The sequence below is a fragment of the Ruegeria sp. BHSC026 genome (genome assembly GCF_059613065.1).
Genome location: NZ_JBXWRV010000022.1, coordinates 1 through 16,049, shown reverse-complemented (window position 1 = coordinate 16,049; position 16,049 = coordinate 1). Strand labels below are relative to the sequence as shown.

Sequence of the window (16,049 nt, the reverse complement as noted above, 5' to 3'; positions counted from 1 at the left end):
TTGAAGGAAGGGCAGCCAATGTCAGAAAAAGGATTCGATGTAGACCTGGTGTTGCAGCCGAAACGTAGTGAACGGCTGGCATGGAAGGTAGCGACAGCATCTTGCGGTCTATCGTTGCTGCTGGGTGCAGCAATCGTTTTCATGATGCCGTTGAAGGAAACAGAAGTCTTCACGGTGCTGGTTGACAAAACAACCGGTGCAGCTGAGCGGATTGTGCAGGTCCAGCCCACGGGAATTTCGGACGAAGAAGCTGTAAAGGAAGCGCTCCTGGTTGCATATGTGACTGATCGTGAGAGTTACATCCTCGCGGGCATTCAAGAGCGTCTTGAAAGCGTACAGCGTCGCTCAAGTGGCAGCGCGCAAAACTCTCTTCGCCGCCTTTGGACCGATAGCAGTGACAATGAAAGCTATCCACCGCGCGTTTACGGCCAAGGATCTGAGGTCTCTGTCAGGATCAAGGCAATCAACTTCCTAGAACCGCTCGTCGCGCAGGTGCGGTTTGAAAAATCGCTTCGCCGGCCTCGGCAAGAGGCCGTTACCAGATCCTTCGTTGCAACTGTTGGATTTGAGTTCGAGCCAAGACGGGAACGCCAGCTCCAACGAGTCTGGGAAAATCCGCTTGGATTCACAGTCACGACCTTCCGTGTCGATGCCGAAACGCTTGGGGAGTAAGTAGCAATGAACAGGAAACTTAACATAACAATGATTATCGGCGCGGCATTTTTGGTAGCGGCGACCCCCGCCATTGCTGAGCGAAAACCGACGACTATGGGTGCCGATGCGAGGGTTACGCACGTCACCTATAATCCGACTGACGTAATCCGTGTCCATACCCATCTTCGCGTAAATACAGCGATTGAGCTTGGGAATGGTGAGAGGATCACGCAGGTTCTGTTGGGCGACAGTGAAAGCTTCGAAGTGGAAGTGCTTTCAAACCGCCAGACTATCTCCATCAAGCCCGTGATTGCTCGTGCAAGCTCGAACATGACAGTTTACACGAACCGTCGCGCAATCGCCTTTTATGTGACCGAGGGAACCGTGCAGCGCCAAACCTTCCGCGTGGTTGTCAACTTTCCTGACGACAGACCGCGCCGAACCGTTGCTGCGACCGGCACACGCGACACTGGATACCAATTCTCAGGAAATGCAAACTTCCGGCCTGTGCGCGTTTGGAATGACGGTAGGAATACATTCTTCGAGTTTCGGAACGACACGCGCCCTTCAATCTTTCGTGTCAACGCCTCTGGATATGAGGTCACAACAAACACTTCGGCGCGGCGTCGCGTTGTCCGTGTGAGCGGCGTTCATTCTGAATACTCGGTTCGGATCGGCAACGAAGTCGTCTGCATACGACGCATCCAAGGTGGGACGGTTAGTAGCCGGTCAACCGTTGCTGCGCTTGCCGGGAAGGAGTTTTAATCATGGCTGAAGATCAAGAGTACGAAGTAAAATCGAAAAAGAAAGCCAAAGGCCCTGGGGCCGCTGCAAAAGCAATTGTTGGCGCAGGCGTACTCGGCATGGTGGGGCTTTTGGCCTATCCGCTGATCGCGCCCGACAACAAGGCCCCTCTGGAAACATCCGGTTCACTAGAGTTTCAGGAAGGGTCGCCGGACAATAGTTTTGCGCGCATCCAACCGGGTGAAGCTGAGCCAGAACCATCGTTCGATTTTTCGGGTGTTGATGCACAGCTGGAAGAACAGCGGCGGGCAATGGCCGAGCGCGAGCGAGCATTGCAAGAACAGGTTCGGCAGCTCGAAGCGCAGCTTCGTGGCATATCGGATAACGCAGGTGCAGGGCAGCAAGAGTTGGCCGAACAGATCTCAGCCGCCGTTACAGCGGCGAATGAGGAAAACGCCCGTATCTTGCGAGAAATGCAAGTGGCAATGAATCAGCAGATCGAAGGGCTTCAAGCAAGATTATCTGAGGCTGAGCAACAGAACGCCTCTGCGGAAATGGCCCGACTTGAAGCAGAACGCCTCGCAGCTGAGCGTTTAGCCCAAGATGCCGAAGCACAAAGGCTTGCCGAACAACAGGCCGCGGCCGAGCGCGAGCGGCGAGCTGAACTTGAGCGCATCCGGCAGGAACAACGCGCAATCATGGCCGCGCGAATTAAATCTCCATCCGTGATTTATGATGAAAGAGCATCGAGCGGATCGACAGATCAATCAGCTGGTCAAAGCTCCCCCACATCCAGAAATCCAACCTCTGATGAACGCAATCGGGCATTTGTCGAAAGCGGCGCTTCTCCTGTTGAAGTGACCTCAGCAGAAGTGATCGCAAACCCGTCGAGGACTGTCGTGCAGGGTACAATGATCGCGGCGACACTGGAAAATGCCATCGATTCTTCATTGCCCGGCGCTGTTACAGCAATGGTTAATGAACCGGTATATTCATTTGATGGATCGGGCATTCTGATCCCTTCAGGATCGAAGGTATTTGGGCAGTACAGCTCTGACATTTCACTCGGACAGGGACGTATTCTGGTACGTTGGTCGCGATTGGTTACTCCTGACGGCCAGTCAGTCCAGATTGCGGCCTATGGCGGTGATCAACAAGGGCGGTCGGGAGTAACGGGTCGTGTTAACTCACGGTTTGGAATGCGGTTTGGCGGCGCTGCTCTGGTGTCGTTGATTGGCGCTGCTCCGTCGATCGCAGCGAACGCATATGCTTCGGACAGCGAATTAGCTCGCGACACAGCCGAGGACATAGGCGACGATCTTGCCAATGCGAGTGCAGATGTAATCAACGAATATGCGACTTTGCCCCCGATCATCACTGTGGAGCAAGGCGCGCGTGTGACGATCATGGTTGATCGTGACTTGGAGTTCTATTGATGGACGACGCCGGCTCTTTTCTTGAAGCCTATTTCACGCCAATCAAGGATCTGCTCAAAGACAGTGAGATTGTCGAGATTGCCATCAACAGTGACGGAACAGTCTGGATAGAGAAACAGGGAGCGCCTTACATGGCGCTCCATTCTTCACACAAATTCGAAAAGATTGACGCCAACAACATCGGCACCGCGATAGCATCCGATATTGGGGCACAGTTCTCTGTAGCGAAGCCCGTTCTATCCGGAAAAATCGAATATGCTGGTCGCCCGCTTCGCGCCCAGGTTATCGCAGAACCAGCAATCGAAGGCGGAACGGCTATAACGCTCCGCTCATATAGCCACACTAAGATTTCGCTTGAGAAAATGGGCCTTCTGCATGGGGGTCTTGTTGATCTTGAAGAAAAACGGCGCGAGCGCGCTCAACATGTCGCGGATCTGGCCCAAGAAGGCAAAGTCGAGGACGCGATGCGGGTTTGCATCGAGGACCGGCTGAACATTCTGATTTCTGGCGGAACCTCAAGTGGTAAAACCACGTTTGCGCGCGGCCTTCTCGATCTCGTTGAACCGCAAGAGCGTATCGTCACGATTGAAGACGCCTTTGAGCTGTTTCCGGAGCAACCTAACTCGGTCTGCCTTCGTGCGAAGCGAGTTGAAGGCGGCGAAGTCACAGCAGCGAAATTGCTAGAAGCAACGCTCCGTCTGCGCCCTGATCGCATCATTCTCGGTGAGCTTCGTGGTAACGAATGCAAAACCTTCCTTGATGCAATTAACACCGGCCATGGGGGCAGTTTCACAACTATCCACGCTGATACAGCAAAGAAGGCGCTGGATCGCTTGGCGCTTATGGTGATGGACGTTGGTATGAACATGACCTTTCAAGAGGTTTGGCGATATTGCGCTAACAGCATCGACCTGGTTGTTCAGCTTGGCAGGCACGATGGCCGTCGCGGTGTAGCGGAAATATACCTGCCAGCGCTTCACATCGACAGATAGGGGGCGTCTGCCCCCTACCCTTCGGGCGACCCCCCGAGGATATTTGCGGAAAGATGACATTGGTTTCGGCAGTAAGGAATTTGCACGATGGGGGATGACAAATGAACGATTGCAAAGAAAGCGAAAATAGCGCCTTGGCAGGTCTCGATCTGGTCAACTGTGCGGCAGATAAAACGTCATGGATCTGGGTCTGGGTGATCGTTGCAATCCTCATTTGCGCTATCGCCGCATACCTTTGGCGCAAACGGTGACATGAAGCTAAGACGACCGAGAAGAACGATCCCTTGGCTCCGGTTTTCGCGAGTGCCGTGGGGCACTGTCTATTTGCTTCAGTCAAGAAGCGAGCCAAGGCTGTTCAAAGTCGGATTTACGAAACGAAGAACCAAAGACAGGCGTGCTGAGCTGAATCGTGTTGCTGGCGATGATATGAAGATCGTATCAACTGTTTCCCTGCCGTGGGCCAGAAATTGCGAAACTCTGGTACTACGACGCCTGCGAAGGAACCCGTTTCGAAAGCGCGATCGGCGCGGAACAGAATGGTTTTGGCTTTTCGCAACCGAAGATATTCATAGTATCGCAGACCGTCTCGAAGCAGCCTCTTCACGTATCGAGTTGATAGCGAAATTGAAGCTCTCGTGGCCTCGTGGTGCGACCAAGCGCGTCTTCCGGCCCGAAAGCCGGGAGCGCGCGCCAGGTCAGCTCTAAACCTTAAGAATGCAGAAAAATGATCTCGTCTTCGATGCGGCTTGGCGGCACTGACCAGGCCACGCAGAGACAACCATCCCGGTCTCTGTATCGCTTGCCGACCTCGACAAACTGACCGTCATATTTGATCGAAATGCTCAGCTTGTCCGGCAAAGACGAAACATCAGTGTGAGAGTGTTGCTGGTTTGTGATCGGCCTTCCGGCCGTAAGTGCTGACTGGTTCATGGATGATTCTCATTGTGATAACCTTGGGTTGTAAGGGTGTGATTGGCAGTGTATGAGGCCCATTGCACGAAACAGAACGAAACGAAACGAAATAGAACAGTGTAAAGTATTGGTAAAACACGGTAAATTTTATGTTCCGCCTCCTGGCGATGACCGTGATTTCAAACAACTTTTTGAGTATTTGGCCTCTGTTGGTGCTGGACGGAAAGTTGGTGAAGACGGAAATGCGGTAGGACCCTGGACCCCAGAGCTGCTTACGCAGGCAATTTCGCAGATCGACTCGAATGAAAAAGGGGTAGATCTGAGGACCGTGCAGCTTTGGTTTCAGAGTAACGATAAGGGTATCGGTGCAGACAACATTCTTTGGCTGGCTAGAATCTTTGGCTGTGGAGATCCTGAAGCCACCTTACAATGGCGCGGAGAACTGAGTGCAGCAAACAGACGACTTGCTGCGAAGCGGAAAGATAAGAAAAGCAGCAAACAGGTTGCAAGCCTGAGACCGGAAGACGATCTATCCACTAAATCGGCGGATCACGTCAGCACCGAGCGTAACAATGATGGCAGAATTTCAGGGCCAAGGTTCAATCTGGCACAGAAAACAGAATCTATCTTTGGCAGTCAAAGCTCGATGGCATTGCCGCTGGTTATCTTCACTGGTGCTTGCGCCCTTGCTCTGATTGCTTTCACACTAAACATCCATAGTGTTCTTTACGCGCCGGAAGGCGGGCATACAAAGCAGGTCGGTTTTCTGTGGGCACCCAATTGGACAATCGTATTCATTGCGCTCTTGCCACTGTTTCTATCTCTTTTGATCGAGCTGCTGCGTTGCTGGAAAGAGGAATGGCGACCTGAGCTTGTGACGCTGGGAGATCCGGCCTCTGCCAGCGATAGCTGGGAATACAGGCTCAGGGCTGCGTCATACATTTTCTGGACAACTTTTTTTATCACGGTGGTACTGGCATCCGTCTACAACTGGACAGCGACGCATCTTACGCCTTTGCTGAACGGAGACACCGGCTCATGGCCTGTCGATTGGGGCCGAATTGCTATCGTGCGGCCTGAACTCATTTCCGTGCCAAGCGCGATAGCCTTCTCTGGGATGGTTTTCCTATACAACGGCTTCGCTGCCTACTTCTTTTTCGCCGGTCACATTCTCCTGCACCTGATGAAGCATGACTATCTGGGTCTCGCAAAGCGTCTGGACAACAGGTTGGACACTGAGACTGGTCGCGAATTTCAGAGCATCAGCCTCTCGCTCATGTACGGGATTTACCGGTGCACTGCATTAGGCGTTGTGATCACGATCATGATGAAGCTCCAATCAAGCTTTCTGCAATCTGATAGCAGCAACCTAATCACATGGCTTGTAGCTGATGTTCAATCGCTGTTTGAAACCCACCATTATGCCGGATCGCGAAAATTGTCGTTCGGGATCGCTCCAGGGTTTTACTATAGCTTCTTTTGCTTGCTGGCGATTGTTGGCGTCTTCGCGAACGCCTCGATCAAGATACGATGGATGATGGGGCGTCTTGAAGTAAACCAGATCGACCGTCGCTTTTTTTCACCCTGGGCTATCATGGATGGCAGCATGGCGTTGTTGGTGATCAGCTATTTCCTTATCGGCGCCGTACCCGGATTTTCGATCTTCCTGCTTTTTACCTTGGTCGTAACAGGATACTTGCTCACCAAACCTGCCTCCCCTTGGGGTCAGCATTCCCGATATGAAAGGCAAACATGAATCGTACTACCGTGATGGAAAAGGCCCCATTCTTCCCTGAAGTGGCAGAGGGTCCGCGCAATGTGAATGCGTATTGGATTAACACTGACGATAATGTGCGACTCCGCGTTGCCCACTGGCCGTCCGAAGATGCCGCGAAAGGCACGGTGTTTGTGTTCCAGGGACGAACGGAGAACATCGAAAAGTATGGCCGGGCGGTCGAGGCGCTTCAATCGCAAGGATATTCAGCTTTCGCGATTGACTGGCGTGGTCAGGGGCTTTCGGATCGAGCTGATGAAGATCGCATGTTGGGCCATGTTGACAGATATTCCGACTATCAGAAAGACGTGTCGGCAATGCTCAAAGCCGCCGAAGCGCTGGACGTTCCGAAGCCTTGGTTTCTGTTCGGGCATTCATTAGGGGCCTGTGTCGGCCTTCGCGCGCTGTCAGAGGGTTTGCCCATGTCGGCATGTGCGTTCTCCGCGCCGTTGTGGGACATAAATCTATCAGCGTTTCAGCGGTTCGCGGCCTGGCCTCTGACATGGACTGCCCAGCTCATCGGTAAGGGTCATGCCTATGCACCGGGCACACGCGGGGAAAGCTATGTGCTGACGACCCCATTTGATGAAAACCGGCTGACCCACGACGAAAGCAGCTATCGCTATTATCAGAGCGTTTCGGAAAACCTGGAGGATCAGCAAGTCGGTGGACCAAGCATGGGCTGGCTGTATCAAACGCTCAAGGAAACAAAGGCGTTGTCTAAGATCGCGTCGCCTGATGTTCCGTGCATCACATTCTGCGGTGCCGAAGATAGCATTGTAGCTATCCCGGCAGTAGAAGACCGAATGTCTCGATGGTCACGCGGAAAATTCGAACTGATCCCCAACGCAAGACACGATGTTCTCTATGAAGTCGCAAGTGTTCGTGATCGTGTGATTTCAGAGATTTGTGCGTTGTTTTCTTAACCAGGTGGAATTGCGGTTGGAGTTAGTTCAAAGCCCATGGTCATTATCCCGATCAGGGGTCGGATCGGTTAGAAGATCCTGCTTCAATTGTTCAAGCTCGTCTTCTGACAAGGCCCCGGCAGCAACCGTGGCTTCCGCCTGCCGCAAAGCTGCATCCCGAAATTCCGTATCTGTCTCAGCCTGGGCATAGTATTCTTTCGCCCCCTCATATCCAGCTCTCACCGCCCAGCGAGGCGCATTCTCGGAAAACTGAAAGCTCTCTCGACTTAGCTCCGCTACCGGTTCCGCTACTTCGCCGGAATTGTCATAGAGTGTCGATGAATCAGAGAGAGAAATTGCCGTCGGAAGGTTTTCCATAGATCGCTCATAGCGACGGGCAACATCTTCATCGGGTACAAAATGGCCGCCATCGGCCACACGTTGCGAGATCCGATCTATGTTCGCTTCTGGCGTGCCGACACGAACATAGTGCAGCTGAACTTCGTAGCCGGCTTCTTGGGCTGACAGCGGTCCGCACTATTTGGGAACCGGGACTTCCAAATACTCGCGCAATTCGATCAAATCCGAATGGCGCGAACTGATGGAGGCGCGGGCCGAGGCTGGCGTTCCCTTGGTGATTGGCACCGCAGGTACCTCGGGCGCGGACAGTGCCGTGGACTGGCTGGTTGAAATCACCAAAGAGATTGCCGCTGAGATGGGGACGGCCCTGAAAGTCGCGGTTCTTAAGTCCGGGCAGGATCAAGCGAAAATTTCCGCAGCCCTTCGGGCCGATAGGGTCAAGCCATTGCAGCCGGTGATCGATATCTCATCAGAGCTGTTGGACAGCTGCACAAATATCGTTGCGCTGGCCGGGGCCGAGCAAATTCAGGCCGCCTTGTCTTCTGGTGCCGATATTGTCATCGCGGGACGAACAACCGACACGGCTACCATTGCCGCCTTACCGCTGGCCCGCGGATGCCATCCCGGCGGGGCGTGGCATGGGGCCAAGATCGGCGAATGCGGGGCCTTGGCTACGACCAGCCCCAACTCTGGCACTATTCTGATCGCCTTTGACGAAGAGGGGTTCACCATCACCCCGATGGGGGCAGAAGCACGGGCGACGCCCTATACGGTTTCGGCCCATATGCTCTACGAAAACTCGAACCCCTTTCAACTGTATGAACCGGGGGGGCATCTGGATGTCACCAACGCGACCTATACGGCCATGGATGATCGCACGGTTCGCGTCACTGGCAGCGAATGGGTGCCAGACGACACATACACGGTCAAACTTGAAGGGTCGCGTAGCGGCGGTTACCAAACCGTTTCCCTGGCTCTGGTGCGTGAACCGCGTTATGTCGAAAACATCCGTGAATGGGTCGCCGACATCGAGGCGAAATGCACCGCCAAAGCGACCCAGCGCGTGAACGAACCCTTCACTTTGGAACTGCGCCTGATCGGTGCGGATGCCACCTTGGGCCGCTTGGATACTGCGGCGCGCATTGGCACCGAAGTTGGGGTCATGGGGATCGTCACCGCGCAGTCGGAAGCGACTTCGCGCGAGGTGGCGAAGATCCTGAACCCCTATCTTCTGCACCACCCATTGACCGAGCAGGAAGAAATGCCGACCTTCGCCTTCCCCTTCTCGCCCACCGAAATGGGGCGTGGCGAAATATACGAGTTCTGCCTGAACCACGTGCTTGAATTGGACGACCCAATGGACGCCTTCAAACTGGACCTGCTGGAGATAAGCGCATGACCACTCTGTCCGATGTCGCCATGAAAATCCGGTCCAAAAACGCGGGGCCGTTCTGGTTGACGATCGATATATTCTGCGATTCCAAAGCGGCTTTCGATCAGGCTTGTAAAATAGCTGACAATGATCGCGTGGCCGCCGCCCTTGGCACCACGGCTTCCGAGTTGAAGCGCTATGAAATATCCGATCTGAATGTTTTGAAATTCAGTCTACCGCGCCCCCAGATTCAGGGAACTCGTTTTGACAGAGACATGCATGGGGCGTCGTTCGCAAACTTGCTGACAGGGCTCGCGATTAAGTAAGGTTCTGGCGACAATGCCCCTCTGCCCGATCAGGTCAAAAGCGGGGCCTGACGGGGGGCACCAAAGGGGCCCGTGGCAGGTGCCTGACGCGTGTCTCAGTGTCTCCGTGGCTGCTCAACTTCCTAGCCATCTGAAGATGGCCATCGAAAAACTATCGAAGCTCTGAAAGCTTTCCGTCGGCTCGAACTAAAGCCTGACGTTCGCCGCAGGGTATCAATCGGCAAAGCTGGGAAAGGATTTGGCAGTGCCTCGACGGGGTCGAGCCGCTGACCTCGTGCATACCGCGGGCGAGATTGGTTTGTTAGGCCAGCATAAGTGATTGAAGGAAAGTGGGCACGAATGAGCCGAAGCGGGGTCGCGCCTGACGAGCGGAGAAACAAACGAAAGATGCACTTTCACGCCATTTAATTGAATATCGTTGAGGTGAGAGGTGATGACCGGAAAGTGACAAAAGGGCGAACTTACCCATATACCGATGTCATCACAGTCTACATCTCTCCTGTATCAATGATTGAGTTGGTGGGGTGTGGATCTCCGGGTTTTCCGAGGCTCGCTTCGACTAATAACTGAAGCTTGGGGCAATCGTTCGTCGCCAATTGTTCGTATCAACATGACGCTAGGATAGAACAACGTCGCCCGCCGGGAAGTAGATTGCCGACGACGGCACCTGGCTCGACACCCTAGGCGCAAGTGATCTGAATGTGTCAAATGTGACCCAAGCCCAACCGATCAAAGGATGTTGCTGCATTTCATATCAGTCGATCGTATATTTCCTCGATGGCACGAATGATCCTGATCTTGATCTATATCGCGATGGGCTTTCCGGCCCTTGCGCAAGAGCTTACGATCCTCACGTCATTCCCACCCAAAGTCACCGATGCCTACGTCAAACTTTGGAACAAGTCTTTCCCCGATACCGAGGTTCGAGTTCTCAACAAGAATACAGTTGCCGCGATTGACGAGGTTTTGCGCGGCAATGAGCGGCAGTTTGACATCTTCTGGGCTACATCTCCGGAAGCCTTTGAAATCCTTAGGCGCAGGGAAGCCTTTGTTGATGAAACTGTTTGCGGCCAGGATGGGCCCGATCCGATTGAACCTTTTGCGCTGTCATCCATGGGCTGGGCGCGACGTGTTGACAATACGGTGTTCATGCCCGGTGAGTGGAACGACCTTTTGCGGCCGATATACCGCGATCGAATTGCAATGGCCCGGCCGGCGCGATCCGGCACGATGCACATGCTGGTCGAACAACTGCTCTTATTACGCGGCTGGGAAGAGGGTTGGGCCTTTTTGCTTGAGCTTTCGAGCAATCTCTCAACTTTGACCGCGCGAAGTTACGGGGTTCCGGACGGGCTTGTTAACGAACGGTTCGATCTCGGCCTGACCGTTGATTTCCTGTCCCAGTCACTCGGTGAAACGCTGCAATTCCGCTATGGCCGCCCCGTTGTACTGGTCGCCGCGCAGATCGGAATCCTTGAGAATGGAGAGCAATCCGACAGGGCTTGTGAGTTCGTGAAACTGGTGCTCTCGCGCGCGGGACAGATGGCGCTGCTTTCCCCGGATATCTCACGCATCCCCTATGACGCTTCGATCAGAAAAGAATTCGCCGATCAGTTGCCAGAAGACATCATAGAAGCGTTGAAGCTGCCCTGGTTCGACTATGATGCTCGAATGTCCTCGGATCGGTATTGGGCGGTTAACACGCTTTTTGACGTGATGGTCACGGAAAGATTGGTTGAGCGCCGGGACCTTTGGCGCCGGTATCACGCATTGAACGGTAAAGCTCCCGACAACGCGCTGCGAGAGGTCCGACAGATGCTGACCACTGTGGTCATCACTTCGGACGAAGCCATCAATGCGTCGCAGCGCGTCCGGGGCGGTATGCGTTCCACAGCATTGGCGGGAGTGAGCGAGACCCAACGCCGCCTGTTACAGCAGTGGCGGGACCGGACAGATGATCTGTTGACCAGCGCTTCCACCTCATTGTCCGCATTGGAAACGCGGGTGGCAGAATGAAGCAGTTTTGGGATCGCGTCGTCCCTAAGATCTGGACGCGCCTATTCCTGCTCGTCCTTATGGCCATCCTGTTGACGTGGGTGGTTGTCGGTATCGCGTTTCACTGGCTCGGCAATGCACGAAACGTGGTGTCCGAGTTGGGTGCAAATCAAGTGCCGCGGCTGGCACAAACGTCAAGGCTGTCCGCCAAAGCCGCGGATCTCGCCATTTTGAGCAATCGCATCCTCTCAGTGGATCAACAGGCCTCGGGAGATCTGGAGGAGGTTCTGCGCAGTTCGATTTCGGAGCTGAGCACCTTCATCAGTGAGGGATTTGACACCGCTCTGTCGCAGGATGACTTGAACGCGTTGCAAGGTCAGCTGGCATCGGTCATCCGAAACCTGAACCACACCCAACTGCTGGAAATTCGCGCGCAATCGAAGGTCGAAGCACTGCGCTGGCTAAACGTCGATATGCAGGACGAGGCTGCGGCCATGAATGCAGATTTCAGCTACAATATCGAGGTTCTGACACGCGCCCTTATCCATGAAGAGCACTCTGAAAAGCGCTTGGACATGGTGAATATGCTTGCGGAAGAGCAATCTCTGCAACGCACGTTTGCCAACCTGGAAAATGAGACGTCGCTGGCCACAACTCTGGCAACACAAGTTCTGACCAGTCAGTCCCTTTCCCAGCTGGCACAGTTCGAAGATCTGATGACCGACGCAATCGCGCGTATCAACAACCGCATTTCGGAATTGCCCGACAAGGCGGAATACCTGTCGCTGGAACAGGCGACGGATGCGCTTGATCGGCTGACGCTTGGTAGCGATGGATTGGTGCAGGACCGCAAGGATTGGCACGTGGCACGGGCGCAACTCAGCGAGCATTTGGGCATGGCGTTCATGTTCCTGACAGACATTCAGCGGAAGCTTCAAACCCAAGCTGAGTTACAGCGGGCAGAGCTGGCTGAGACGAGCGAAGCCTTCACTGAGAACTCTGCGATCACGATGCAATTGCTGCTGGTGACGACCGCGCTGGCGGCTATTGGCGGACTGGCAATCACGTTTCTCTATATTCGCCCGTCCATCATTCAGCCGATGCAGTCACTCACCGCCGCCATGCGCCACATCGCTGCTGGGGATACTCCGTCCTTGACCGACTTGCCGAAGCGAAATGATGAATTCGCTCAATTGGCCGAAGCCGTAGAGACGTTCCAGGACTCAATCCGCGACCGGGACCGGGCAATTGACGAATTGCGCCAGACGCAAAGCGAGCTGGTTCAGGCGGGCAAGATGGCGGCGCTTGGCAACCTGTCCGCTGGTATCAGCCATGAGCTGAACCAGCCGCTGGGCGCAATTCGGCAACGCTTGCATCTGGTTGAACGGGCGATTCAGGCGGACAATAAGGATAAGTTGCGTGTGCAGACGGGCAAGATTGACGACCTTGTCCTGCGGATGGAGCGCATAATCTCGCATTTGCGCCGGTTTGCCCGCCGTTCGGAATATCTGCGCGAGAACGTGGCCCTGTCCTCGGCCATTCGTTCCGCCTTGGAACTGCTGAAAGCGCAGACGGCGGATCACGGCATCATTGCGCATATCGATCCGAAACTAGAAAGCCAGACTGTAATGGGCGATGCGGTCCTGCTGGAACAGGTGTTGGTCAATCTCCTGTCCAACGCCTGCGACGCCATCGCTGAAACGGGCAAACCTGGCGAAATCACTATTCGGTCCGAAGACGCTGCGGATAGTCACGTTGTGTTCTCGATCGTGGATACTGGCGTTGGTTTGGGCGATCTGAAACCCGAGCGGGCGGTTGATCCATTTGTGACAACAAAAGACCCCGGTGAAGGTTTGGGCCTAGGGCTGTCGATCTCATACAACATCGTCACTGGGATGGGTGGTAATCTCTATTTGGCACGGCGCGCGGAAATTGGAACTCGTGCAACGGTGTCACTACAATCGGGAGAAACGTGAAATGACCACGGACCCACAAATATATCTTGTAGATGACGACGAGGATTTTCGTGAGGCGACCCGCGAGATTCTTGAGGAAGAAGGCCTATCAACGCGCGCCTTTTCTGATGGGAGCAAGATGCTGGACGTGCTTGACCCCGAATGGGGCGGTGTCATTCTCTGCGATGTTCGAATGGGTGGCATGGACGGCTTTGCAGTCTTGGAAGCCGTACGCCGTGCCGCGCCGGAAGTCCCGTTCATCATGATCACCGGCCACGGAGATGTTCGTCTGGCGATCGCCGCAATCAAAAAGGGGGCACACGACTTCTTGGAAAAGCCGGTTCAACCCGACTTTCTGCTGAGCGTGATGCAAAGGACATTGAATGCAAGGAAGCTCGTGCGAGAGAACAAGCGACTGCGACAGCGCGCTGCCCAAAGTGGCGGAATGCGAAGCAGGTTTATCGGACGATCGCGCGTAGTAAAAGAATGCCGAACGGCGCTGATCAACCTGGCTCCGCTTCCGATGACGGTCACCCTCAGCGGTGAGACGGGCACGGGCAAGGCCATGGCTGCTCAGATGCTTCACGATTTCGGAGAAGGCGAAGGGGATTTCGCAACGATAAGCTGTGGCACTGCAACCGCACAAAGCCTGAAGGAAGATCTTGCGAATGTCAGCTCCGCGACAGACACCCTCTTCTTTCGCGCGATTCACAAGCTTGATCACATAAGCCAGACCATTCTGTCGGACTATCTTCGCCAATCAGATCGTCCCCGTGTGGTTGTCTCATTCACCAGTTCGCCAGATGAGGCAGACGCAAAAGGGCTTCTCAGTGACGAGCTCTATTTCCTCACGAATGTGGCCAAAGTCGAATTGCCCCCGCTTAAGGACAGAGAGAAAGACAAGTATCTGTTGTTGGAGGCGTTCTTACGCGAGGCAGCCTTTCGATTTGACAAGCGCTTGCCAAAGGTCACAAAGGAGACGCTTGCTCTGTTTGAACGCCACTCGTGGCCCGGAAATGTGCGCGAGCTGCGCAATGTTGCGGAACGGATGGTGATTGGCCTTCCCGTCGCATTGGAAAGCCGCGCTCAGGGCGGAGATGATGTTTGCCATTCCTATGATGAAGCGATGCATCAATTCGAGCGCAGCTTGCTAGAGCAAACGCTTCGCGAAACTGGCGGGCGCAAGGGAGATGCAGCCGAGCTGTTGTCGATTCCACGCAAGCGGCTTTATCTGCGCATGAAAGCTGTCGGGCTTTCGAAAACGGGTCAGGAGTGACCCAAACTATGTGTCAAAACTGCCCCAATCACCTGCCTTCTCTAACCAAATCGGGAATATTTGCGAGAACGATCCAGCTTTGAAACCCTCTCGTTCACGCGCTGGAGAGCGTGAACATATGGGAGGAAAACATGAAAAACACACTTTATGCCTCAATCGCGACTCTGGCCCTTTCGGCCTCGGGTGCACTGGCAGATGGCAAGATCACCGTCATCACTTCGTTCCCGGATTCTATGACCGGTCCGATTGAAGCGGCGTTCGAAGCTGCGCACCCGAACTACGACCTCGAGATCCTGAACAAGAAGACGTCGGCGGGCGTGAAATACATTCAGGAAATCGCTGGCGACAACACGGCAGACATTTTCTGGGCATCAGCGCCTGACGCTTTTGAGGTCCTCAAAGCGGATGGGCTGCTTGCACAAGTTACCGTTCAGTCGGAAGGAATCCCGGAAAAGATCGGTGCATATCCGCTCAACGACCCTGCTGGCTACTACTACGGCTTTGCCGGTGCCGGCTATGGCATCATGTGGAATGAACGCTACCTGAAAGCCAACGGGCTTGAGCCCGCGAAAGAATGGGATGACCTTGCGGACGCCAAGTATCACGGCCACGTCGGCATGTCGGCTCCGTCACGCTCTGGCACGACGCACCTCACCGTTGAAACGCTCTTGCAGGGCGAAGGCTGGGATCAGGGCTGGGCGAAATGGAAGCGGATTGCCGGTAACTTCAGCACCGTGACCGAGCGTAGCTTTGGCGTTCCGGACGGCGTTAACACTGGTAACTTTGGCCTCGGGATCGTCATCGACTTCTTCGGCTTCTCGTCCAAAGCTTCGGGCTTCCCCGTCGACTTTGCCTATCCGACCGTGACCGCTCTGGTTCCGGCAAACGTAGGTGTGGTCAACAACGCGCCGAACGAAGCTGGGGCCACCACCTTCATCGAATACTTGCTGACCCCTGAAGGGCAGGAAGTGCTTCTGGACCCGGCAATCATGCGCCTGCCGGTCAACCCGAAGACCTATGCCAACGCGCCCGAAGGGTTCCCGAACCCGTTTGAGGATGCAACCATCGGTGCCACAGTTCAGTTCGACGTGGCCATGTCCGGTGCTCGCTACAACCTCGTCAATTCGATGTTCGACGTGATGATCACCTATCGTCTGGATGATCTGCGCGATGCTGTTGGTGCTATTCAAGCCGCCGAAGCCAAACACGCGGGCGGCGACAACGCAGACGCCAAGGCTCTGATCGCAGAAGCCTGGGCACTGATCGACGCCAACCCGATTGACGAGGCAACCAGCCTAGATGCGGACTTTGCGGCTATCTTCACCAAGAAACGCAAGAAAGCCACCGA

At 54.6% G+C, this 16,049-nt stretch carries 15 protein-coding genes; 14 read left to right on the top strand and 1 reads right to left on the bottom strand.

Translation table 11 applies throughout. The features are described from left to right. Positions 1 to 18 precede the first annotated feature (18 nt). From AC2FME_RS17145 to AC2FME_RS17110, 8 genes are all read left to right on the top strand, one after another. Positions 19 to 672, top strand: a complete 654-nt coding sequence (locus tag AC2FME_RS17145; RefSeq protein ID WP_024099666.1) for a VirB8 family type IV secretion system protein — start codon at positions 19 to 21, stop codon at positions 670 to 672. A 6-nt stretch (positions 673 to 678) separates the two neighbouring features. Then, positions 679 to 1,419, top strand: a complete 741-nt coding sequence (locus AC2FME_RS17140; RefSeq protein WP_496801080.1) for a TrbG/VirB9 family P-type conjugative transfer protein — start codon at positions 679 to 681, stop codon at positions 1,417 to 1,419. A 2-nt stretch (positions 1,420 to 1,421) separates the two neighbouring features. Further along, on the top strand, positions 1,422 to 2,834 hold the full coding sequence (locus AC2FME_RS17135; RefSeq protein WP_496801079.1) for a TraB/TrbI/VirB10 family type IV secretion system protein: 1,413 nt from the start codon (positions 1,422 to 1,424) through the stop codon (positions 2,832 to 2,834). Further along, positions 2,834 to 3,826 (top strand): P-type DNA transfer ATPase VirB11, encoded by a 993-nt coding sequence (gene virB11, locus AC2FME_RS17130; RefSeq protein WP_496801078.1) that lies wholly within the window; start codon positions 2,834 to 2,836, stop codon positions 3,824 to 3,826. Before AC2FME_RS17135 ends, virB11 begins: the two co-directional genes overlap by 1 nt. 101 nt (positions 3,827 to 3,927) lie before the next feature. Beyond that, positions 3,928 to 4,077, top strand: coding sequence for a hypothetical protein (locus AC2FME_RS17125; RefSeq protein WP_496801077.1), 150 nt, complete (start codon positions 3,928 to 3,930; stop codon positions 4,075 to 4,077). A 1-nt stretch (position 4,078) separates the two neighbouring features. After that, positions 4,079 to 4,531: a GIY-YIG nuclease family protein gene (locus AC2FME_RS17120; RefSeq protein ID WP_496801076.1), complete on the top strand. Its 453-nt coding sequence runs from the start codon at positions 4,079 to 4,081 to the stop codon at positions 4,529 to 4,531. Positions 4,532 to 4,808: 277 nt separating this feature from the next. Then, the gene (locus AC2FME_RS17115) at positions 4,809 to 6,494 is read left to right on the top strand and encodes an RcgA family putative transporter (RefSeq protein WP_496801075.1); all 1,686 of its coding nucleotides are present in this window, start codon (positions 4,809 to 4,811) and stop codon (positions 6,492 to 6,494) included. Further along, positions 6,491 to 7,438 carry an alpha/beta hydrolase gene (locus AC2FME_RS17110; RefSeq protein ID WP_024099659.1) on the top strand — a complete coding sequence of 316 codons (948 nt, stop codon included), beginning with the start codon at positions 6,491 to 6,493 and terminating at the stop codon, positions 7,436 to 7,438. The genes AC2FME_RS17115 and AC2FME_RS17110 overlap by 4 nt, the downstream gene beginning before the upstream one ends. A gap of 27 nt (positions 7,439 to 7,465) precedes the next feature. On the opposite strand, the gene AC2FME_RS17105 is transcribed toward AC2FME_RS17110, so the two are convergent. After that, entirely contained in the window at positions 7,466 to 7,855 is a 390-nt protein-coding gene (locus tag AC2FME_RS17105) for a hypothetical protein (RefSeq protein WP_496801074.1), read from the bottom strand. A gap of 103 nt (positions 7,856 to 7,958) precedes the next feature. On the opposite strand from AC2FME_RS17105, the gene AC2FME_RS17100 reads away from it, so the two are divergent. The 6 genes from AC2FME_RS17100 to AC2FME_RS17075 all read left to right on the top strand — a co-directional run. Beyond that, positions 7,959 to 9,176 carry an acyclic terpene utilization AtuA family protein gene (locus AC2FME_RS17100; protein ID WP_496801073.1) on the top strand — a complete coding sequence of 406 codons (1,218 nt, stop codon included), beginning with the start codon at positions 7,959 to 7,961 and terminating at the stop codon, positions 9,174 to 9,176. Further along, positions 9,173 to 9,475 carry a DUF4387 family protein gene (locus AC2FME_RS17095; RefSeq protein ID WP_496801072.1) on the top strand — a complete coding sequence of 101 codons (303 nt, stop codon included), beginning with the start codon at positions 9,173 to 9,175 and terminating at the stop codon, positions 9,473 to 9,475. The genes AC2FME_RS17100 and AC2FME_RS17095 overlap by 4 nt, the downstream gene beginning before the upstream one ends. Positions 9,476 to 10,252: 777 nt before the next feature. After that, complete coding sequence (locus tag AC2FME_RS17090) at positions 10,253 to 11,491, top strand: ABC transporter substrate-binding protein (RefSeq protein WP_496801071.1); 1,239 nt, start codon at positions 10,253 to 10,255, stop codon at positions 11,489 to 11,491. After that, positions 11,488 to 13,446: an ATP-binding protein gene (locus AC2FME_RS17085; protein ID WP_496801070.1), complete on the top strand. Its 1,959-nt coding sequence runs from the start codon at positions 11,488 to 11,490 to the stop codon at positions 13,444 to 13,446. The genes AC2FME_RS17090 and AC2FME_RS17085 overlap by 4 nt, the downstream gene beginning before the upstream one ends. A gap of 1 nt (position 13,447) precedes the next feature. Further along, positions 13,448 to 14,701: a sigma-54-dependent transcriptional regulator gene (locus AC2FME_RS17080; protein WP_496801069.1), complete on the top strand. Its 1,254-nt coding sequence runs from the start codon at positions 13,448 to 13,450 to the stop codon at positions 14,699 to 14,701. 233 nt (positions 14,702 to 14,934) lie between these two features. Further along, on the top strand, positions 14,935 to 16,049 hold a 1,115-nt coding region (locus AC2FME_RS17075), incomplete at its 3' end, for an ABC transporter substrate-binding protein (protein ID WP_496801068.1).